At 55.8% G+C, this 20,173-nt stretch carries 19 protein-coding genes and 1 other RNA gene; 6 read left to right on the forward strand and 14 right to left on the reverse strand.

Translation table 11 applies throughout. The features are described 5' to 3' along the window. Positions 1-75: 75 nt before the first annotated feature. The 3 genes from recJ to xerD are packed head-to-tail and all read right to left on the reverse strand — an operon-like array spanning position 76 to position 3,453. On the reverse strand, positions 76-1,809 hold the full coding sequence (recJ, locus tag ACQG19_RS20125; protein WP_246932818.1) for a single-stranded-DNA-specific exonuclease RecJ: 1,734 nt from the start codon (positions 1,807-1,809) through the stop codon (positions 76-78). 5 nt (positions 1,810-1,814) lie between these two features. Beyond that, positions 1,815-2,528 carry a bifunctional protein-disulfide isomerase/oxidoreductase DsbC gene (dsbC, locus tag ACQG19_RS20130; protein ID WP_013098611.1) on the reverse strand — a complete coding sequence of 238 codons (714 nt, stop codon included), beginning with the start codon at positions 2,526-2,528 and terminating at the stop codon, positions 1,815-1,817. Positions 2,529-2,556: 28 nt separating this feature from the next. After that, positions 2,557-3,453 carry a site-specific tyrosine recombinase XerD gene (gene xerD / locus ACQG19_RS20135; protein WP_040021689.1) on the reverse strand — a complete coding sequence of 299 codons (897 nt, stop codon included), beginning with the start codon at positions 3,451-3,453 and terminating at the stop codon, positions 2,557-2,559. Between the two features lie 101 nt (positions 3,454-3,554). On the opposite strand from xerD, the gene fldB reads away from it, so the two are divergent. Next, complete coding sequence (fldB, locus tag ACQG19_RS20140; RefSeq protein ID WP_013098613.1) at positions 3,555-4,076, forward strand: flavodoxin FldB; 522 nt, start codon at positions 3,555-3,557, stop codon at positions 4,074-4,076. Between the two features lie 6 nt (positions 4,077-4,082). On the opposite strand, the gene ACQG19_RS20145 is transcribed toward fldB, so the two are convergent. Beyond that, positions 4,083-4,496, reverse strand: a complete 414-nt coding sequence (locus ACQG19_RS20145) for a protein YgfX (RefSeq protein ID WP_023620447.1) — start codon at positions 4,494-4,496, stop codon at positions 4,083-4,085. Beyond that, on the reverse strand, positions 4,477-4,743 hold the full coding sequence (sdhE, locus tag ACQG19_RS20150) for an FAD assembly factor SdhE (RefSeq protein ID WP_013098615.1): 267 nt from the start codon (positions 4,741-4,743) through the stop codon (positions 4,477-4,479). Before sdhE ends, ACQG19_RS20145 begins: the two co-directional genes overlap by 20 nt. Before the next feature lie 294 nt (positions 4,744-5,037). Here sdhE and ygfZ point away from each other — a divergent pair, with 294 nt between their 5' ends. After that, positions 5,038-6,018, forward strand: coding sequence for a tRNA-modifying protein YgfZ (gene ygfZ, locus ACQG19_RS20155; RefSeq protein WP_246932816.1), 981 nt, complete (start codon positions 5,038-5,040; stop codon positions 6,016-6,018). A gap of 109 nt (positions 6,019-6,127) precedes the next feature. On the opposite strand, the gene trhA is transcribed toward ygfZ, so the two are convergent. Then, on the reverse strand, positions 6,128-6,787 hold the full coding sequence (trhA, locus tag ACQG19_RS20160) for a PAQR family membrane homeostasis protein TrhA (protein WP_003863433.1): 660 nt from the start codon (positions 6,785-6,787) through the stop codon (positions 6,128-6,130). 265 nt (positions 6,788-7,052) lie between these two features. Here trhA and ACQG19_RS20165 point away from each other — a divergent pair, with 265 nt between their 5' ends. Both ACQG19_RS20165 and ACQG19_RS20170 read left to right on the forward strand, forming a co-directional pair. Then, a complete protein-coding gene (locus tag ACQG19_RS20165) occupies positions 7,053-7,784 on the forward strand; it encodes a MurR/RpiR family transcriptional regulator (RefSeq protein WP_020687085.1) in 732 nt (243 codons plus the stop codon). A gap of 115 nt (positions 7,785-7,899) precedes the next feature. Beyond that, the gene (locus tag ACQG19_RS20170; protein ID WP_020687084.1) at positions 7,900-9,333 is read left to right on the forward strand and encodes a 6-phospho-beta-glucosidase; all 1,434 of its coding nucleotides are present in this window, start codon (positions 7,900-7,902) and stop codon (positions 9,331-9,333) included. A gap of 69 nt (positions 9,334-9,402) precedes the next feature. On the opposite strand, the gene ACQG19_RS20175 is transcribed toward ACQG19_RS20170, so the two are convergent. From ACQG19_RS20175 to ACQG19_RS20210, 8 genes are all read right to left on the reverse strand, one after another. Next, positions 9,403-10,146 carry an SDR family oxidoreductase gene (locus ACQG19_RS20175; protein WP_013098620.1) on the reverse strand — a complete coding sequence of 248 codons (744 nt, stop codon included), beginning with the start codon at positions 10,144-10,146 and terminating at the stop codon, positions 9,403-9,405. Between the two features lie 72 nt (positions 10,147-10,218). Further along, positions 10,219-13,092: an aminomethyl-transferring glycine dehydrogenase gene (gcvP, locus tag ACQG19_RS20180; protein WP_038983907.1), complete on the reverse strand. Its 2,874-nt coding sequence runs from the start codon at positions 13,090-13,092 to the stop codon at positions 10,219-10,221. Between the two features lie 122 nt (positions 13,093-13,214). Continuing rightward, positions 13,215-13,604 (reverse strand): glycine cleavage system protein GcvH, encoded by a 390-nt coding sequence (gcvH, locus tag ACQG19_RS20185; RefSeq protein ID WP_013098622.1) that lies wholly within the window; start codon positions 13,602-13,604, stop codon positions 13,215-13,217. Positions 13,605-13,627: 23 nt separating this feature from the next. Further along, complete coding sequence (gene gcvT, locus ACQG19_RS20190; protein WP_028028158.1) at positions 13,628-14,722, reverse strand: glycine cleavage system aminomethyltransferase GcvT; 1,095 nt, start codon at positions 14,720-14,722, stop codon at positions 13,628-13,630. A 397-nt stretch (positions 14,723-15,119) separates the two neighbouring features. Continuing rightward, positions 15,120-16,322, reverse strand: coding sequence for an FAD-dependent 2-octaprenylphenol hydroxylase (gene ubiI, locus ACQG19_RS20195; protein ID WP_013098624.1), 1,203 nt, complete (start codon positions 16,320-16,322; stop codon positions 15,120-15,122). A 12-nt stretch (positions 16,323-16,334) separates the two neighbouring features. Then, the gene (ubiH, locus tag ACQG19_RS20200; protein WP_020687080.1) at positions 16,335-17,513 is read right to left on the reverse strand and encodes a 2-octaprenyl-6-methoxyphenyl hydroxylase; all 1,179 of its coding nucleotides are present in this window, start codon (positions 17,511-17,513) and stop codon (positions 16,335-16,337) included. Further along, complete coding sequence (gene pepP, locus ACQG19_RS20205) at positions 17,510-18,823, reverse strand: Xaa-Pro aminopeptidase (RefSeq protein WP_154232330.1); 1,314 nt, start codon at positions 18,821-18,823, stop codon at positions 17,510-17,512. Before pepP ends, ubiH begins: the two co-directional genes overlap by 4 nt. Before the next feature lie 31 nt (positions 18,824-18,854). Beyond that, on the reverse strand, positions 18,855-19,433 hold the full coding sequence (locus tag ACQG19_RS20210; RefSeq protein ID WP_013098627.1) for a YecA family protein: 579 nt from the start codon (positions 19,431-19,433) through the stop codon (positions 18,855-18,857). A gap of 168 nt (positions 19,434-19,601) precedes the next feature. Between ACQG19_RS20210 and zapA the strand changes: the two genes are divergently transcribed. Next, positions 19,602-19,931 carry a cell division protein ZapA gene (gene zapA, locus ACQG19_RS20215; RefSeq protein WP_006811891.1) on the forward strand — a complete coding sequence of 110 codons (330 nt, stop codon included), beginning with the start codon at positions 19,602-19,604 and terminating at the stop codon, positions 19,929-19,931. Between the two features lie 41 nt (positions 19,932-19,972). Beyond that, positions 19,973-20,156: non-coding RNA, 6S RNA (gene ssrS, locus ACQG19_RS20220), on the forward strand. Positions 20,157-20,173: the final 17 nt, after the last annotated feature.

The following is a 20,173-nucleotide window of genomic DNA, read 5'->3' on the forward strand; positions in this document are numbered from 1 at the left end:
ATGGACTTGTCAAAATGCGGTGATAAGAGCGGGATTGTACCGAATCCACGCCCTTTTTTATAGAGATTACTGCCGCTAAATTGGCCAGATATTGTCGATGATGATTTGAAGGGAGCGGTTACCGCGAAACTCGTTGATATCCAGTTTGTAGGCCAGTTCGACCTCGCGTACGCCATTGTCCGGCCAGACAGCGGTATCGACGTTAAAGGCAATACCATCCAACAGCGGGCCGCCGCCCACCGGTTCCACCATCACTTTCAAGTGACGTTCGCCCACGATGCGCTGTTGCAGCAGACGGAAGCGGCCATCGAACAGTGGCTCCGGGAACATCTGCCCCCACGGGCCTGCATCGCGTAGCATTTGCGCCACTTCCATGGTCATCTCCATCGGTGCGAGCTCACCGTCGGAAATCACTTCACCCTGCAGCAGAGCGGGGTCGATCCAGTCAGTCACCAGTTCGCCAAACAGACGCTGAAACTCGTCGAATTTCGCCTCTTCCAGCGACAAGCCTGCCGCCATCGCGTGACCACCGAATTTGAGCATCAGGCCCGGGTAGAGCGTATCCAGACGCTCCAGCGCATCGCGCATGTGCAGCCCCTGAATCGAACGACCGGAGCCCTTCAGCGTGCCATCGCCTGCGGGCGCAAATGCAATCACCGGACGGTGGAAACGCTCTTTAATACGCGACGCCAGAATGCCCACCACCCCCTGATGCCATTCAGGGTGGTACATCGCCAGCCCGCCCGGCAATGTTTCACCGCTGCGTTCAAGCTTTTCACACAGGGTTAGTGCTTCAGCCTGCATTCCCTGTTCGATCTCTTTGCGGGTCTGGTTCAGCGCATCCAGCTCATTAGCCAGCACGCGCGCTTCACCAATGTTGTCGCACAGCAGCAGCGCGACGCCGACGGACATATCGTCCAGCCTGCCGGCCGCGTTCAGGCGCGGGCCGAGGGCAAAGCCCAAATCGCTGGCGGCGAGCTTGAGCGGATCGCGGTTCGCAATCTCCAGCAGCGCCTTAATACCCGGACGACACTTGCCCGCACGAATGCGGCTTAACCCTTGCCAGGTGAGGATACGGTTATTGGTATCGAGCGGTACCACGTCCGCCACGGTGCCGAGCGCAACAAGATCGAGATACTCGGCAAGATTGGGCACGGCGATCCCGCGGGACTCGAACCAGCCTTTATCCCGCAGCAGGGTGCGCAGCGCCAGCATCAGATAAAACGCCACGCCCACGCCCGCCAGTGATTTCGATGGGAAATCGCAGTCGCGCAGGTTCGGGTTAATAATGGCCTCAGCGGCCGGCAGCGTTTCACCCGGCAGGTGGTGATCGGTAACCAGCACCGGGATCCCCAACTGATGCGCGTGATCGACCCCCGCATGGGAGGAGATCCCGTTATCTACGGTCAGGATTATCTGCGCGCCACGGGCATGTGCCTGATCGACCACTTCCGGGCTAAGGCCATAACCATCTTCAAAGCGGTTAGGCACCAGATAGGTAACGTTTTCGCAGCCCAGCGCGCGCAGACTGAGCACGCTCAGCGCGGTGCTGGTGGCGCCGTCGGCATCGAAATCCCCCACCACCACAATGCGCGTGCCTTCTCGAAGCGCGTTGTAGAGCATTTCAGTGGCTTTTTCGATGCCGTTCAGCTGCTGCCAGGGCAGCATCCCTTTGACGCTGCGCTCAAGATCGCCTGCATTCCGCACGCCGCGGCTGGCGTAGAGCCGCTTTAACAGCGGGGGAAGATCGGCTGGCAAATCAACCTGTTCAACCGCGTCGCGGCGGCGCAATTTTATTGGGGCTTTCACGCGGATTATTTACCACCAAACTGTTTCTGGTGTGCGTCGAGGAACTCTTTCATCTCTTTTGGCCCCTGATAGCCCGGGACAACGTAGCCGTTGCTTAAGACAATGGCTGGCGTACCGGTCACGCCAAACTGCACGCCCAGTGCGTAGTGGTTGGCAATATCAATATCACAGGAAGCCGGCTGCACACCCTTACCGTTCATCGCGTCATCAAACGCTTTGTTACGATCTTTTGCACACCAGATGGCCTTCATATCCTGCTCAGGCTGGCTCTGCACACCCGCGCGAGGGAAAGCCAGATAACGCACGGTAATGCCCAGCGCGTTGTAATCTTTCATCTCTTCATGCAGCTTGTGGCAGTAGCCACAGGTAATGTCGGTAAAGACGGTTATAACGTGTTTTTCCTGCGCCGCCTTATAAACGATCATCTCTTTTTCGAGCGCATTCAGGTTTTTCATCAGCAGCTGGTTGGTCACGTTCACCGGCTGCGCGCCGCTTACGTCGTACATCGGCCCCTGAATAATGTGTTTGCCATCTTCGGTCACGTACAGCACGCCGCTGTTGGTTAAAACGGTTTTCATCCCCGCCACCGGCGCAGGCTGAATATCGCTGCTGGTCACGCCGAGTTTCGTCAGCGACTGTTTGATAGCGGCGTCATCCGCGTGGGCAAAACCGGTAAAAGAGGCTGCCAGCAGGGTGAACAGCGCAAAAGACTTTTTCATATAAGATCCTGTAACAATTCGTCGGCACTCACGCGCGAGGGTGGTGCTGTTGGTGTAGCTGCCGCAGGCGTTCCGTCGCGACATGGGTGTAAATTTGCGTCGTGGAAAGATCGCTGTGTCCCAGCAGCATCTGCACCACGCGCAGATCGGCGCCGTGGTTCAGCAGATGTGTCGCAAAGGCATGCCGCAACACGTGCGGCGACAGCTTTTCGCTGTCAATGCCCGCCAGTGTGGCGTAATGCTTGATGCGATGCCAGAACGTTTGCCGCGTCATCTGCTGCGCACGCTGGCTGGGGAACAAGACATCGATAGAAACGCCGTTCAGCAACCACGGACGACCGTGTTCCAGATACGTTTCCAGCCAGTACACCGCCTCTTCTCCCAGCGGGACCAGCCGTTCCTTGTTCCCTTTACCGATCACACGAACCACGCCCTGGCGCAAGCTGATGTCGCTCATCGTCAGGCCAACCAGTTCCGAAACGCGCAAGCCGGTAGCATACAATAGCTCAAGCATGGCTTTATCGCGTAACTCCAGCGGCAGGTCAACAGCCGGTGATTGTAATAATCTCTCAACTTGTGCTTCGCTGAGATCTTTCGGTAGCCGCTGCGGGAGTTTAGGCGATGCCAGGAGGGCGCTGGGATCGTCCGTGCGAATTTTCTCACGGTAGAGATGCTGGAACAGTCGACGCATTGCACTGAGCAGACGCGCGGAACTGGTGGCTTTGTAGCCCCCCTCCATACGCTCGCCCAGCAGCGCCTGCAGGTCGTCGCTTTGTGCGCTCTCCAGCGACAGTCCCCGGTGTGCCAGCCACTCCACCAGCATGGTGAGGTCCCGCCGATAGGCGCTCAGCGTATTTTGGGCCAGGTTTTTCTCCAGCCACAGCGCATCGAGAAACTGTTCGATGAGTGCGAGATCCTTTTCCACATCAGCCCCTTTGATTCTGCAATCCGGGCATTATGCCTGATTGCGAGCGGTTTCTGGTACACTACGCGCAAAGTCATAGCAAGAATTGAGATAGATACGCGATGAATATTGGTCTGTTTTATGGTTCCAGCACCTGCTACACCGAAATGGCGGCAGAGAAAATTCGCGACATCATTGGCCCGGAACTGGTGACGTTGCATAACCTGAAGGACGATGCGCTCACGCTGATGGAGCAGTACGACGTATTGATCCTCGGCATCCCGACCTGGGATTTCGGTGAGATACAGGAAGACTGGGAAGCCATCTGGGATCAGCTCGATACGCTCAACCTCGACGGCAAAATCATTGCCATGTACGGTATGGGCGACCAGTTCGGTTACGGGGAATGGTTCCTGGATGCACTCGGCATGCTGCACGATAAGCTGGCACCGAAGGGCGTCACGTTTATCGGCTACTGGCCAACGGAAGGTTACGAATTTACCAGTAAAAAACCGATTATCGCAGACGGCCAGCTGTTTGTCGGGCTCGCGCTGGATGAAACCAACCAGTACGATCTGAGCGACGAGCGTCTGCAAACCTGGTGCGAACAGATTCTGGGCGAAATGGCCGAGAAGTTCAGTTAACGCGTATTATTCCTGCGTCGGTTGCTGCTGCAGTAGCATCCGGCGCAGTTCCCGCCACTCCGCAATATCCATACTGTCGGCGGCCAGCCACAGATGCTGGCACTTACCGCCGCCCACCTGGCGTAACCGTAGCATCATGCCGGAACTGAGCATCCAGGGCATACCGAGGATATCCCACTCTTTACCCTGCCAGCGCAGGCGGGAGTCCATCAGTAATTTGATCTCACCCTGGCGGGCATTGATCCGGCGCTGGCTGCGCACGCTGTCAAAAACGACGAACGAAAGCAACAACAGCCACAGCGGCGTATAGCTAAGCGGCCACGGCATCAGTAAAACAAATGCCGCGACCAGGCCGTGGAGCAATAACGACATCCACTGCGAGCGCCACGAGACGCGAAGATCAGATTGCCACAGGACCACGTTCCCGATTCCGTGTTTGAATTAATTGCACCATCCGTTGCAACTCGGTGTCGGCGGGCTTGCCGTGGTTCATCAGCCAGTTGAATAAATCGGGATCGTCAGACTCAAGCAGGCGAACAAACAGACGCTTATCCTCATCGCTTAAGCTGTCATACTCATATTCGAAGAAAGGCATGATGGAGATATCAAGTTCACGCATGCCGCGTCGGCATGCCCAGTGAATACGGGCCTTGTTGTTAATATCCATGTTCTGTTTCCTGCATTACGTTTGGCACAGTCGGTACCCCGTTCAGTCTTCTTTATTTCTTTGCGGGGACACTCGCTAGTGTAACGTGTTTTTGACCGTTTCTTTACTGGAATATTGCGAAGCTGAAGCGGGCTTCCAGAATAACCCCTATAAAGACAGCGGATTACACTATTTTGCGTGGCGCTACGCATTGCTGCGTTATGGCACGAATGGCCTGCTGAAAGCGCTTGCAATGGCTGTAGTCTCTTTTACCATTAGGCATTATCAAAGCGTTAAGCAATTCAGGATACCGTTATGGCATTTACACCATTTTCTCCTCGCCAGCCCGCCGCCTCTGCGCGTCTGCCGCTGACGCTTATTTCTCTTGATGACTGGGCACTGGCCACACTCGTTGGTGCCGACGCCGAAAAATACCTTCAGGGCCAGGTCACGGCAGACGTGAGCCAGATGACCGAACATCAGCATCTGCTGGCTGCGCATTGCGATCCAAAAGGCAAAATGTGGAGCAACCTGCGTCTGTTCCGCCGTCAGGATGGCTTTGCCTTTATTGAGCGCCGCAGCCTGCGTGATGACCAGCTTAAAGAGCTAAAGAAATACGCGGTCTTTTCCAAAGTCACCATTGCGCCAGATGACGAGCACGTGCTGCTGGGCGTGGCCGGTTTCCAGGCGCGTGCCGCGCTGAAAAACCTGTTCAACGAACTGCCGGATGCAGAAAAACAGCTGGTTAGCGAAGGTGAAACCTCCATCCTGTGGTTTGAACACCCTGCAGAGCGTTTCCTGCTGGTGACCGACGCCGCGACCGCCGAGCGCGTTACTGAGGCCCTGCGCGGTGAAGCCCAGTTCAATAACAGCCAGCAGTGGCTGGCACTGAACATTGAAGCGGGTCTGCCGGTGATTGACGCGGCCAACAGCGCGCAGTTTATTCCGCAGGCGACCAACCTGCAGGCGCTGGGCGGCATCAGCTTTAAAAAAGGCTGTTACACCGGCCAGGAGATGGTCGCGCGGGCAAAATTCCGCGGCGCGAATAAGCGCGCGCTGTGGACACTGGCGGGTCACGCCAGCCGTGTACCGGAAGCGGGTGAAGATTTAGAACTGAAGATGGGTGAAAACTGGCGCCGTACCGGCACCGTGTTAGCCGCCGTTCAGCTGGATAATGGCCGTCTGCTGGTGCAGGCGGTGATGAACAACGACATGGAAGCCGACAGCGTGTTCCGCGTGCGTGATGATGCCAATACCTTGAGTATTGAGCCGCTGCCGTATTCACTGGAAGAGTGATGTTGTATCGCCCGGTGGCGCTGCGCTTACCGGGCCTACGGTTTTGGTGTTCTCCCTCTCGCTGTGGGAGAGGGTTAGGGTGAGGGCAACAGGCCGCAAGATGTAAAAACTACACCTGCCCCACATACAAATAAATTGCCAGGAAGTGACACACGCTGCCCCCAAGTACAAAGCCGTGCCAGATGGCATGGTTATAAGGGATGCGCTTGCAGACATAGAAAATGACGCCCAACGAGTAGACCACGCCGCCTACGGCAAGCAGGGTCACGCCCCCTACCGCCAGCTTAATCGCCAGCTGATAAACCACTATCAGCGACAGCCAGCCCATCGTCAGGTAGGTCACCAGCGACAGCACCTTAAACCGGTGCGCAATGGTCAGCTTAAAGAGGATCCCCAGCAGCGCCAGGCTCCAGATCACAATCATCAGGCCACGCGACAGCGGTGAGTTCAACCCCACCAGCAGGAATGGCGTGTAGGTGCCTGCAATAAGAAGATAGATAGCGCAGTGGTCAAATTTTTTGAGCCATATCTTTGCCCGCTGATGCGGAATGGCGTGATACAGCGTCGACGCCAGAAACAGCAGGATCATACTCCCGCCATACAGGCTGTAGCTGGTAATGGCCATGGCACTGGCGTTGGTGTCCACCGCCTGCACCAGTAATAACACTAAACCGACAATCCCAAACACCAGGCCAATGCCGTGGCTGATGCTGTTGGCTACTTCCTCAGCCAGTGAATATCCCTGTGCGATTAATGGTCTGCTCACCATACAAAACTCCGGGAAAACGAAAGATGATTATTCATCGCATGACTATGCTAACTGAGAATGATTCCAGTGAACACCTGTTAGCTAAAATAATTTCAATCCATAATTTATATATAAAAATCATATATATAAAAAACAGTTTCACCTTACATTTGTTCACATTAAAATTTAATCATTATGAATCAAAGGTATAAAAATGGATCCTGCCCTCTGGCTGCATGTTATGATGGGTCAATGAGGTCTGAATGAGAGTTATGCCACTGTGAGTATGTTCACCCACGCCGCCATTGCCAGTCTCAATAATCTGGAGATGATGGTCTACAACTATGTCATCAAAAATCGTGACAAAGTGATGTACATGACTATCCGCGAACTGGCGGACGCGGCAGGTGTCTCCACCACCACTATCCTGCGCTTTTGCCGCAAACTCAACTGCGAAGGCTACTCTGAATTCCGCGTACGCTTTAAGCTCTACCTGGAGCAGAACGAACCTCAGCAGATAAATTTTGGTGCCAGTGAAATTATCAGCTTCTTTAAAAGCGTTAATAATGAAGAGTTCGATACATTATTAGATGAAGCGGTGGAGATAATATTATCGTCCGAGCGAATTATCTTTGTCGGCGCAGGGACCTCAGGCTCGCTGGCAAAATATGGTGCACGCTTCTTTTCTAATATCGGTAAATTCAGCAACCATATCGACGATCCTTATTTCCCGGTGACCAATGACATGGCCAAAAATGCGCTGGCGATTGTACTGTCGGTATCCGGTGAAACGGAAGAGATCCTGCGCTTCGCCAGCCAGTTCAGTCTGCATCACTGCAAGGTACTCTCCATTACCAGCCATGAGCACTCGCGGCTGGCAAAACTGGCCGATTTTAATCTCTCCTGGCATGTTCCACAGACGCGTATTGCAGGCGTGTATGATATCACCACCCAAATTCCCGTTATTTATATTCTGGAGTCGCTCGGGCGTAAACTGGCGAAGAAATTAACAGAATAAAACATCCTGTTTTTTGCATGTGACAAATTACAATTCATGCAAATTGTTATATCGTGACATTTAATGTCGCTTTGCTAGACTCGATTCAATAAGTCATGAATTGAGAATAGCAACGATGAAAAAATTAACCTTACCAAAAGATTTTTTATGGGGCGGCGCGGTTGCTGCTCACCAGGTGGAAGGCGGCTGGAACAAAGGCGGCAAAGGGCCGAGCATCTGTGACGTGCTGACCGGTGGCGCGCATGGCGTTCCCCGTGAAATCACCCAGGAAGTGGTACCGGGTAAATACTACCCAAACCACGAGGCCATCGACTTCCACGGCCACTACAAAGAAGACATCAAGCTGTTTGCCGAGATGGGCTTCAAATGTTTCCGCACCTCTATCGCCTGGACGCGCATCTTCCCGAAAGGTGACGAAACGCAGCCCAATGAAGAAGGGCTGAAGTTTTACGACGATCTGTTCGATGAATTGCTGAAGTACAACATCGAGCCGGTGATCACCCTCTCCCACTTCGAAATGCCGCTGCACCTGGTGCAGGAATACGGCGCCTGGACCAACCGTAAAGTGGTCGATTTCTTTGTCCGTTTCGCGGAAGTGGTCTTCGAGCGTTACAAAAACAAGGTCAAATACTGGATGACCTTCAACGAAATCAACAACCAGCGTAACTGGCGTGCCCCGCTGTTCGGTTACTGCTGCTCCGGTGTGGTCTATACCGAGCACGACAACCCGGAAGAGACCATGTACCAGGTGCTGCATCATCAGTTTGTGGCAAGCGCCCTGGCAGTGAAAGCTGCGCGTCGTATTAACCCGGAAATGAAGGTCGGCTGTATGCTGGCGATGGTGGCGCTCTATCCGTTCTCCTGTAAACCGGAGGACGTGATGTTTGCCCAGGAATCCATGCGTGAACGCTATGTCTTTACCGACGTTCAGCTGCGCGGTTATTACCCGTCTTATGTACTGAATGAGTGGGAGCGCCGTGGTTTTACCATTAACATGGAGCCGGGTGATGAGCAGATCCTGCGTGAAGGTACCTGCGACTACTTAGGTTTCAGCTATTACATGACTAACGCCGTCAAAGCAGAAGGCGGTACCGGCGATGCAATCTCAGGCTTTGAAGGCAGCGTGCCCAACCCGCATGTGAAAGCCTCTGACTGGGGCTGGCAGATTGACCCTGTGGGTCTGCGCTACTCTCTGTGTGAGCTATACGAGCGTTATCAGAAACCGCTGTTTATCGTCGAGAACGGTTTTGGCGCCTACGATAAAGTGGAAGAAGATGGCAGCATTAACGACGACTACCGCATCGACTATCTGCGCGCTCACGTGGAAGAGATGATCAAAGCCGTGACGCACGATGGCGTGGACCTGATGGGTTATACGCCGTGGGGCTGTATCGACTGCGTGTCGTTCACCACCGGCCAGTACAGCAAGCGCTATGGTTTTATCTATGTGAACAAGCACGACGACGGCACGGGCGACATGTCGCGCTCCCGTAAGAAAAGCTTCGAGTGGTATAAAGGTGTGATTGCCAGTAACGGTGAGACGCTTTAACTCTGTAACGCCGGGCGGCGCTACGATTGATCCCCTCTCCCTTTTGGGGAGAGGGTTAGGGTAAGGGGTTTACTTCCCGCCCGCTAACTCAATAAAACTGCCCGTCACGTACGACGCTTTCTCGCTCAGCAGCCAGACAATCGCCTGGGCTACCTCTTCAGGCTGGCCGCCGCGCTGCATCGGCAGCAACGACTTAACACGATCCACACGTCCCGGCTCTCCACCGTCGGCATGGATGTCGGTATAGATAAGCCCAGGGCGCACGCAGTTAACGCGGATACCTTGCGCCGCCACCTCCAGCGCTAACCCGGTTGTCAGTGAATCCACCGCCCCTTTGGACGCCGCGTAATCCACATACTCACCCGGTGCGCCCAGTCGTGACGCCGCGGAGGAGACATTCACAATCGCCCCACCCTTGCCGCCATGTTTGTGCGACATACGCTTTACCGCTTCACGGCAGCAAAGGAAATACCCCGTGACGTTGGTTGCCAGCACGCGATTAATGCGTTCAGCCGAAAGATTTTCGATAGTGGATTGCTCAAACAGGATCCCGGCGTTATTCACCAGCGCCGTCAGCGGCTCAGCTTCTCGGTCAAGACTGTCGAACATCGCCAGTACCTGCGCTTCATCGCTAATATCTGCGCGCAGGGCAAAGGCTTTACCGCCCGCCCCGACGATCTGGTTGATAACGTCCGTCGCAGCCTTGATATTGTGGTGATAATTCACCGCCACGGTGTAGCCTTCGTTTGCCAGCTGCAGCGCGGTGGCTTTACCGATACCGCGGCTGGCGCCTGTTACAAGTGCAATACCCATTCTTTTCTCCCAATAAAAAAGCCGGGTATGGCGGCTTCGCCATACCCGGCCTACGTTACTACATCAACACGATTACTGGTATTCGCTCATTGGTACGCAGGAGCAGAACAGATTACGGTCACCGTAGACGTCATCAAGACGTTTCACGGTTGGCCAGTATTTGTTTGCCACACCGGCCGGGAAGACCGCCAGTTCACGGCTGTAACCGTGATTCCACTCCGCCACCATTTCATGCTGCGTGTGCGGCGCATTGACCAGCGGGTTGTCTTCCAGCGTCCATTCGCCGTCCTGCACGCGGTCGATCTCCATGCGGATGGCCAGCATCGCATCAATAAAGCGGTCCAGCTCGGCTTTGCTCTCGGACTCCGTTGGCTCCACCATCAGCGTACCCGCAACCGGGAACGACATGGTTGGCGCATGGAATCCATAGTCGATAAGACGTTTGGCAATATCCAGCTCGCTAATGCCGGTCTGCTCTTTCAGCGGACGAATATCCAGAATGCACTCGTGCGCCACGCGGCCATCACGACCGGTGTAGAGCACCGGAAAGGCTGACTTGAGGCGGGTCGCGATGTAGTTAGCGTTCAGGATCGCCACCTGGCTTGCCTTCTTCAGCCCTTCCGCGCCCATCATGCGGATGTACATCCAGCTGATTGGCAGGATAGAGGCGCTACCAAACGGTGCCGCTGACACCGCGCCCTGACGGGTCAGCATCCCTTCGATCTGCACCACGCTATGGCCTGGAACAAACGGTGCCAGGTGTGCTTTCACGCCGATTGGCCCCATACCCGGGCCGCCACCGCCGTGCGGAATGCAGAAGGTTTTATGCAGGTTCAGGTGCGAAACGTCCGCACCGATGAAGCCCGGCGAGGTGATGCCCACCTGCGCATTCATGTTCGCACCGTCGAGATAGACCTGGCCGCCAAACTGATGCACCACTTCACACACTTCACGGATGGTCTCTTCGTACACGCCGTGAGTCGACGGGTAGGTCACCATGATGCAGGAGAGCTTATCGCCCGCCTGTTCGGCTTTCGCACGCAGGTCAGCGAGGTCAATGTTGCCGTTCTTATCGCACGCCACCACGACCACTTCCATCCCCGCCATCTGGGCGGAGGCCGGGTTGGTGCCGTGGGCAGAGCTTGGGATCAGGCAGATATCACGGTGGCCTTCGTTACGGCTCTCGTGATAGTGGCGGATCGCCAGCAGACCGGCGTACTCACCCTGCGCGCCAGAGTTTGGCTGCATGCAGAGCGCATCGTAACCCGTCAGTTTCACCAGCCAGTCGGAGAGCTGGTTGATCATCAGGTGATACCCTTCCGCCTGTTCGGCAGGGCAGAACGGGTGCAGCTCGGCAAACTCAGGCCAGGTGATAGGGATCATCTCCGCCGCCGCGTTCAGCTTCATGGTGCAGGAACCCAGCGGGATCATCGCCTGGTTCAGCGCCAGATCCTTGCGCTCCAGAGAGTGCATGTAACGCATCATCTCGGTTTCGCTGTGGTAGCGGTTAAAGACCGGGTGCGTCAGGATCGCATCGTTACGCAGCATGCTTTCCTGAATTGAGCGGCTGTCGAGCGCGACCTCTTTGTCCAGCGTATCAATATCCAGACCGTGCGCGTCGCCCAGCAACACGTTAAACAGGTTGACGATATCTACACGGGTGGTGGATTCATCGAGGGTGATGCCGACCGCGTTATGGATGTCGCTGCGCAGGTTGATTTGCGCCGCATCAGCACGCGCCAGCACCGCCGCTTTGTCCGCCACTTCAACGCACAGGGTGTCGAAGTAGTGAGCGTGACGCAGTTTGAGGCCTTTCTGCTGCAGACCGCAGGCCAGAATATCGGCCAGACGGTGAATGCGGCTGGCGATGCGTTTCAGGCCAACCGGACCATGGAACACCGCATACAGGCTGGCAATGTTAGCCAGCAGAACCTGCGAAGTACAAATGTTGGAGTTCGCTTTCTCGCGGCGGATATGCTGCTCACGCGTCTGCATCGCCATGCGCAGCGCAGTGTTACCGGCAGCGTCTTTTGACACACCGATAATACGGCCAGGCATGGAGCGTTTGAATTCATCTTTTGCCGCAAAGAATGCCGCGTGCGGGCCGCCGTAGCCCATCGGCACGCCGAAGCGCTGCGCAGAGCCGAAGACGATATCCGCACCCTGTTTGCCAGGCGCCGTCAACAGTACCAGTGCCATAAAATCAGCGGCGACGCTGACAACGACTTTGCGGGATTTGAGTTCGGTCATCAGCGCGCTGTAGTCATGCACTTCGCCGGTGGTGCCCACCTGCTGTAGCAGCACGCCAAAGACATCCTGGTGATCCAGTACTTTGTCGGCATCGTCGACAATCACGTCGAAGCCAAAGGTTTCCGCACGAGTGCGTACCACGTCCAGCGTCTGCGGATGAACATCCGCCGCCACGAAGAAGCGGTTGGCGTTTTTCAGCTTGCTCACGCGTTTCGCCATTGCCATGGCTTCTGCCGCGGCGGTCGCTTCATCCAGCAGAGACGCAGAGGCGATGTCGAGACCGGTCAGATCCAGGGTCACCTGCTGGAAGTTCAACAGCGCTTCCAGACGGCCCTGGGACACTTCCGGCTGATAGGGGGTATACGCGGTATACCAGCCCGGGTTTTCCAGCATGTTGCGCAGGATCACCGGCGGTAACTGCACGTTGGTATAACCCATGCCAATGTAAGACTTATAGCGCTTGTTAAGGGCTGCAATGGCCTTTAATTCTGCCAGCGCAGCAAATTCAGTCGTCGCCTCGCCCACCTGTGGTGGCGTGGCAAGCTGGATGTCTTTTGGCACGATCTGGCCGATCAGTGCGTCTAATGAATCCGCGCCAACTGTCTTCAGCATCTCCTGCTGTTGCTGAGCATCCGGCCCTATGTGACGTTCAATGAAGGCGCCACGGTTTTCAAGCTGGCTTAAAGTCTGTGTCATGAGCGATGGTTCCTGAAACGTGCAGTGAATATAAGTTCCCTCTCCCACCGGGAGAGGGTTAGGGTGAGGGAAAGATGGGCACCCTCACCCCTTTCCTCTCCCGGAGGGAGAGGGATAATGGCTTACTCGTCTTCTAACAGGGCTTCGTATGCGGTGGCATCCAGCAGCGCAGCAACCTGTGATTCGTCGCTGGCTTTGATCTTGAAGATCCAGCCGCCTTCATACGGTTCGCTGTTGACCAGTTCCGGGGAGTCGCTCAGCGCGTCGTTGACGGCAATGATTTCGCCGCTCACCGGTGCATAGATATCGGATGCCGCCTTAACAGATTCCGCGACAGCGCAGTCATCGCCCGCGCTAACGGTCGCGCCCACTTCCGGCAGGTCAACAAACACCATGTCGCCCAGCAGCTCTTGCGCGTGCTCGGTGATCCCAACGGTATAAGAGCCGTCCGCCTCTTTGCGCAGCCACTCGTGTTCTTTGCTGTATTTCAGTTCTGCTGGCACATTGCTCATTGAAGTTCTCCTGATAAAAATGATTAGGCGACCGGCTTACCGGCGCGAACAAAAATCGGTTTGGTCACGTGGACCGGCATTTCGCGGTTGCGGATCTGTACCACCGCCGTTTCGCCAATGCCGGCCGGCACGCGTGCCAGTGCAATACTGTAGCCCAGCGTCGGGGAGAAGGTACCGCTGGTGATCACGCCTTCACGCGGATTGCCGTCTGCATCGGTAAAACGTACCGGTAGTTCGCCGCGCAGCACGCCTTTTTCCTTCATCACCAGGCCAACCAGCTGTTCAGTGCCCTTTTCGCGCTGCATCTCCAGCGCTTCACGGCCAATAAATTCGCGGTCAGCCGGTTCCCACGCGATGGTCCAGCCCATGTTAGCGGCCAGTGGAGAGACGCTTTCGTCCATCTCCTGACCATAAAGGTTCATGCCCGCTTCCAGACGCAGCGTATCGCGTGCGCCCAGTCCTGCAGGCTTGACGCCCGCTTCCACCAGCGCACGCCAGAAATCGGCGGCTTTTTCATTCGGCATGGCAATTTCATAGCCCGCTTCACCGGTATAGCCGGTGGTGGCGATAAACAGATCGCCCGCCTGCACGCCGAAGAACGGCTTCATGCCAGCGGTGGCTTCACGCTGCTCGTTGTTGAACAGCGTGGCGGCTTTCGCCTGCGCGTTCGGCCCCTGCACGGCGATCAACGACAGATCATCACGGACGGTGATGTCGATGGCATATGGTTCAGCGTGTTGGGTAATCCAGGAGAGGTCTTTTTCGCGGGTGGCGGAGTTTACAACGAGGCGGAAGAAATCTTCAGTGAAGTAGTAGACGATAAGGTCGTCAATCACGCCGCCAGAGGCATTTAGCATGCCGGTATAGAGCGCTTTACCTGGCGTCTTCAGTTTTGCGACGTCGTTTGCCAGCAGATAACGCAAAAACTCCCGGGTGCGGCTACCGCGCAGGTCGACAATTGTCATGTGGGAGACGTCGAACATACCGGCATCGGTACGCACTGCGTGGTGTTCATCAATCTGGGAGCCGTAATGCAGCGGCATCATCCAGCCATGAAAGTCCACCATACGTGCACCGCATAACACGTGTTGTTCGTACAAAGGAGTCTGTTGAGCCATCTTTTCCTCGTTGAAAAATTCACCGTGAATCCCGGTATCGGCCCCGTCATTCGGCACCGACGCAAACGTTCTCTTTTACCTGAACTTACCACCGAAACCGACGGTTAACCATAAGGTAAAACAGGTCATCACATTAGCTTATGACCAAAAAACGCTGAAAAGCCTACAGAGTTATTCACTGGTAAAATGCGATTAAACCCGCATAAAATTAACAACGATCTAACAATATTTAGCACATGATGATATTTCATGCTGAAAAACGGGCCAAATTTCCGTAACGTAAAAATAGCCAGATTAGATTATCTAATGCGAAAAATGGCGTGAAATTAGATTATTTCAAACGAGGATATTTACCCGGCGCAGAGGCCGGGTAAATAAAGTGTGACGGGGATCGAGATTAACGTAACCAGTCGGGAAGATCGTTAAGACCCATCGCCTGACGAAGGAGTTGAGGTTTTACGCCCGGAAGGGTGTCGGCCAGTTTCAGGCCGATGTCGCGCAGCAGTTTTTTCGCCGGATTTGCCCCGGCAAACAGCTCGCGGAAGCCCTGCATACCTGCCAGCATCACCGCCGCGCTGTGCTTGCGGCTACGTTCGTAGCGACGCAGGTAGAGATGCTGGCCGATGTCTTTACCTTCGCGGTGCAGACGGCGCAGCTCATTCACCAGCTCTGCCGCATCCATAAAGCCAAGGTTAACTCCCTGTCCGGCCAGCGGATGAATGGTATGCGCCGCGTCACCCACCAGCGCGAGACGGTGCGCCGCAAACTGGCGCGCGTAGCGGCCGGTCAACGGGAATACCAGGCGTTCGCTCTCAAGGGTGCACAGACCAAGACGGTTATCAAACGCCATGCACAGCGCCTGATTAAACGCCTCTGGCGTCGCCTCGCGCATCAGCTGTGCTTTTTCCGGCACCAGAGACCAGACGATCGAGCACAGGTGCGGATCGCTCAGCGGCAGAAATGCCAGAATACCGTCGTTATGGAAAATCTGGCGCGCAACGCCGCCGTGCGGCTCTTCAGTACGGATGGTTGCTACCAGCGCATGATGACGATAATCCCAGAAGGTCAGGGGAATATCCGCCTTGTTACGCAGCCACGAGTTTGCGCCATCCGCGCCCACCACCAGCCGCGCGGTGAGCATGTCGCCGCTCTGCAGGGTGAGAAACGCTTCGTTTTCGCCCCATGCCACCTGCTGGATTTGCGCGGGCGCCATCAGGTTGATGTCGCTGCAGGATTGCGCTTTTTGCCATAACGCATGGTGAATGACGGCATTTTCGATGATATGACCCAGATGGCTATAGCCCATACTTTCATCATCAAACGCGATATGACCAAAGCTGTCTTTGTCCCACACTTCCATTCCGTGATAGCAGCTGGCACGCTGCGCCACGATATCTGACCAGACGCCAAGGCGCGTCAGTAGTTTTTCGCTGGCGGCATTGATTGCCGAGACGCGCAGTTCCGGCGGCGCATCGTGCGCAACGGGCTGAGGCAGATTTTGCTCCAGCACGGCCACGCGCAGACCACTGCCCTGTAAACCACAGGCCAGCGCCAGCCCTACCATTCCGCCGCCCACAATGGCGACATCAACATTTTGCACGATGATAACTCCTTAACGCGCGACCCAACCAAGGGTCCGCTGCGCCAGCACGTCACGTGCCGGAATGAATAATTCCATCGCCATCAGCCCAAGGTTGCGGCCTGCAACCAGCGGTGCCCAGCGATTGGCAAACAGATGTACCAGGCCATCGGTGACGCCGATAGTCGCTTCTTTATCGGCCCGGCGTCGCTTCTGATAATGGCTGAGCACCGGATACGCACCGCAATCTTTTTGCTCATGCCACGCCTGAGACAGAGTCTCTGCCAGGCTCATCACGTCGCGTAGCCCAAGGTTGAAGCCTTGCCCGGCGATTGGGTGCAACGTCTGCGCGGCATTGCCGACCAGCGCCACGCGATGGGAGATGGACTGAGATGCCGTGGTCAGCGACAGCGGGTAAACAGCGCGTTTTCCCGCATGGGTAATACGCCCCAGCCGCCAGCCAAAGGCTTTTTGCAGCTCGGTACAAAAACGGTCGTCGGACCAGGCCTCAACGTCAGCCGCTTTATCCTGGGGATGACACCACACCAGCGAGCAGCGTCCGTTTGACATCGGCAGCATGGCCAGCGGGCCGTGCTGAGTGAAACGTTCAAACGCCCTGCCGTTGTGTTCTCCCGCCGTAGAAACGTTAGCAATAACGGCGACCTGTCCGTAAGGCTGGGCGCGCCATTCCACGCCGCACTGGGTGCCAAGCGCAGAACGTGAACCATCGGCGGCGACCAGAAGCTGGCCATCCAGAACCGTGCCGTTTTCCAGCGTCACGCTGACCGCCGCTTCGCTGCGGCTGAAGCTGGCGACGCGTGCCGGGCAATGGAGCGTCACGCCCGGGGCATCCTGCAATAAACGGAACAGACGCAGCCCGACGTCGTGAAGTTCAACCACCCGACCCAGGGCATCAATGCGGTAATCCTGCGCGTCCAGCGTCACAAACCCGGCATGGCCACGATCGCTGACGTGAACGGTGTTGATTGCCGTCGCACAATCCGCAATCGCCTGCCAGATGCCAATTCGAGCGAGCTGCTGGCAGGTCCCCTGAGCCAGGGCAATGGCGCGGGCATCAAAACCGGGATGGTCGGACGCCTCTGGCGCCACGGCCTCCACCAGATGGACCGGAAGTTGCCCTTTCGTCAAATGCGAGATGGCCAGCGCCAGCGTAGCTCCCGTCATCCCCCCACCAACGATAATCACGCTCATGGGCGTGCCGCTGCTATCAGCGCCTCAATGTCATCGGCGTTTTTCACTACGCCCGCGGTCAGGTTTTCGTTACCGGTTTCGGTGATGACAATGTCATCTTCGATGCGAATACCAATTCCACGGTACGCTTCCGGCACGTCGGCATCCGGCGCAATGTAGAGCCCCGGTTCAACGGTCAGCACCATACCCGGCTCCAGCACGCGAGAACGTTCTGAACCATACGCACCCACATCATGCACATCCAGCCCCAGCCAGTGGCTCAGGCCGTGCATAAAGTAGGGGCGATGCGCATTTTCAGCAATCAGGGTATCCACATCACCGTTCAGAATCCCGAGCCTTACGAGGCCGGTAATCATGATGCGCACCACTTCGCCGGTCACTTCCTGGATGGAGGTGCCGGGGCGATAGAGCTTCAGCGCGGTTTCAAGAGATTCAAGAACGATGTCATAAATTTCGCGCTGCGCGGGAGTGAACTTACCGTTCACCGGGAAGGTACGGGTAATGTCGCCCGCATAGCCCTGATATTCGCAGCCTGCATCAATCAGCACCAGATCGCCGTCACGCAGTTCACTTTCATTTTCGGTGTAGTGCAGAATGCAGCCGTTTTCACCGCCGCCGACAATGGTGTTGTAAGAGGGATAACGCGCGCCGTGGCGGTTAAACTCGTGGTGAATCTCGCCTTCCAGCTGATATTCAAACAGGCCGGGGTGGCACTTTTCCATCGCCCTTGTGTGAGCCAGCGCGCTGATTTCGCCTGCACGACGCATCACGTCCAGCTCTTCCTGCGATTTAAACAGGCGCATCTCGTGGACCACCGGGCGCCAGTCCGTCAGCGTGGCCGGGGCGGAGAGATTCTGCCGGGAGCCTTTACGCAGCTTATCCAGCGCGGTGAAGACTATCTCATCGGCGTACGCATACTCACCCTGCGCGTGGTAAAGCACATCCAGCCCGTTCAGCAACTGATAGAGCTGCTGGTTGATTTCGCTGAACGCCAGCGCACGGTCCACACCCAGTTTCGCGGGCGCGGCCTCTTGCCCCAGGCGGCGACCAAACCAGATCTCCGCGGTGAGATCCCGTACGCGGTTGAAAATCACGCTGTGGTTGTGGGTGTCATTGCTCTTGATCAGCACCAGTACCGCCTCAGGTTCATTGAACCCGGTGAAGTACCAGAAATCGCTGTTCTGGCGATAGGGGTATTCACTGTCGGCACTGCGCGTCACTTCGGGCGCGGCAAAAATCAGCGCAGCGCTTCCGGGCTGCATTTTTGCCAGCAGCGCCTGACGACGACGGGAATACTCTTGATGCGAGATAACCATGACACCCTCCTGTGCGTTATTTTTCTTAATGTAAGGTTGGCTTACGAACTTCCGGTGCGGTTGGCTGCGAGCGGGTGAAGTTATCGTGGCACAGCAGTGCCGCCACGCGAACGTACTCGATAATCTCTTCGAGAGACATCTCCAGCTCTTCCTGATCTTCTTCTTCGTCGTAACCCAGTTGCGCGATGTTACGCAGATCGTCGATCGCTTCACCCGCTTCACCGGTCACTTTATCAAGCTTAGGCTGCGTTACGCCCAGCCCCAGCAGATAGTGGTTTACCCAACCGGCCAGCGCATCGGCGCGATCGAACACGCTGACATCGTCGCCTTCAGGCAGATAAAGCTGAAAAAGGAAGCCATCGTCCTCCAGCGAATCGCTGATTGCCGAGTGCATTTTTCGCAGCGCTTCCGCCAGTTCATGACCAAACGCCAGCCCTTCGTTCGTCAGGTCGTGGATCAGCGGCTGCCATGAGCTGTCGCTGTTTCCGCCGCATAGCATGCCACTGATCAGACCGTGCATTTCGGCAGGGGTTAAACCCACACCCTGCTGGTTCAGTAACTGGTTTAAATCGTTGTAACCAGGCATTTCGTTCTGTATAGACATGAGCTTTCGTCATCAAAGGGAGGAATATTCATGATATGCTACCACTTTGGACCCTGGTGATACCAGAAAAGGGCTTGTATCTTCACATCAGGGTAGCTATAGTGTCGCCCCTTCGCAGCCCCCGGGGCAGTAAGCGAAGGCAGCGCAGTCAATCAGCAGGAAGGTGGCATGTCTGCACAACCCGTCGATCTCCAGATTTTTGGCCGTTCACTGCGAGTGAATTGTCCTCCTGAACAAAGGGATGCTTTGAATCAGGCTGCGGACGATTTGAATCAGCGGTTGCAAGATCTCAAAGAACGCACTAGAGTCACAAATACTGAGCAGCTGGTTTTTATCGCCGCGTTGAACATCAGCTATGAACTGACTCAGGAAAAAGCGAAGACCCGCGACTACGCGGCAAGCATGGAGCAGCGCATTAAAATGCTCCAGCAGACCATAGAACAGGCGTTGCTTGATCAAGGTCGCAATCCCGAAAGACCGGGACCAAAGTTTGAATAACACTTCTCAGTTGACTATGGTAGAGTAACTGTGAAGACAAAATTTCTCTGAGATGTTCGCAAGCGGGCCAGTCCCCTGAGCCGATATTTCATACCACAAGAATGTGGCGCTCCATGGTTGGTGAGCATGCTCGGTTCGTCCGAGAAGCCTTAAAACTATGACGACACATTCACCTTGAACCAAGGGTTCAAGGGTTACAGCCTGCGGCGGCATCTCGGAGATTCCCTCACTCTTCTTCTACC

The sequence above is a fragment of the Enterobacter cloacae complex sp. 277I4 genome (genome assembly GCF_050031465.1).
GTDB lineage: Bacteria > Pseudomonadota > Gammaproteobacteria > Enterobacterales > Enterobacteriaceae > Enterobacter > Enterobacter cloacae.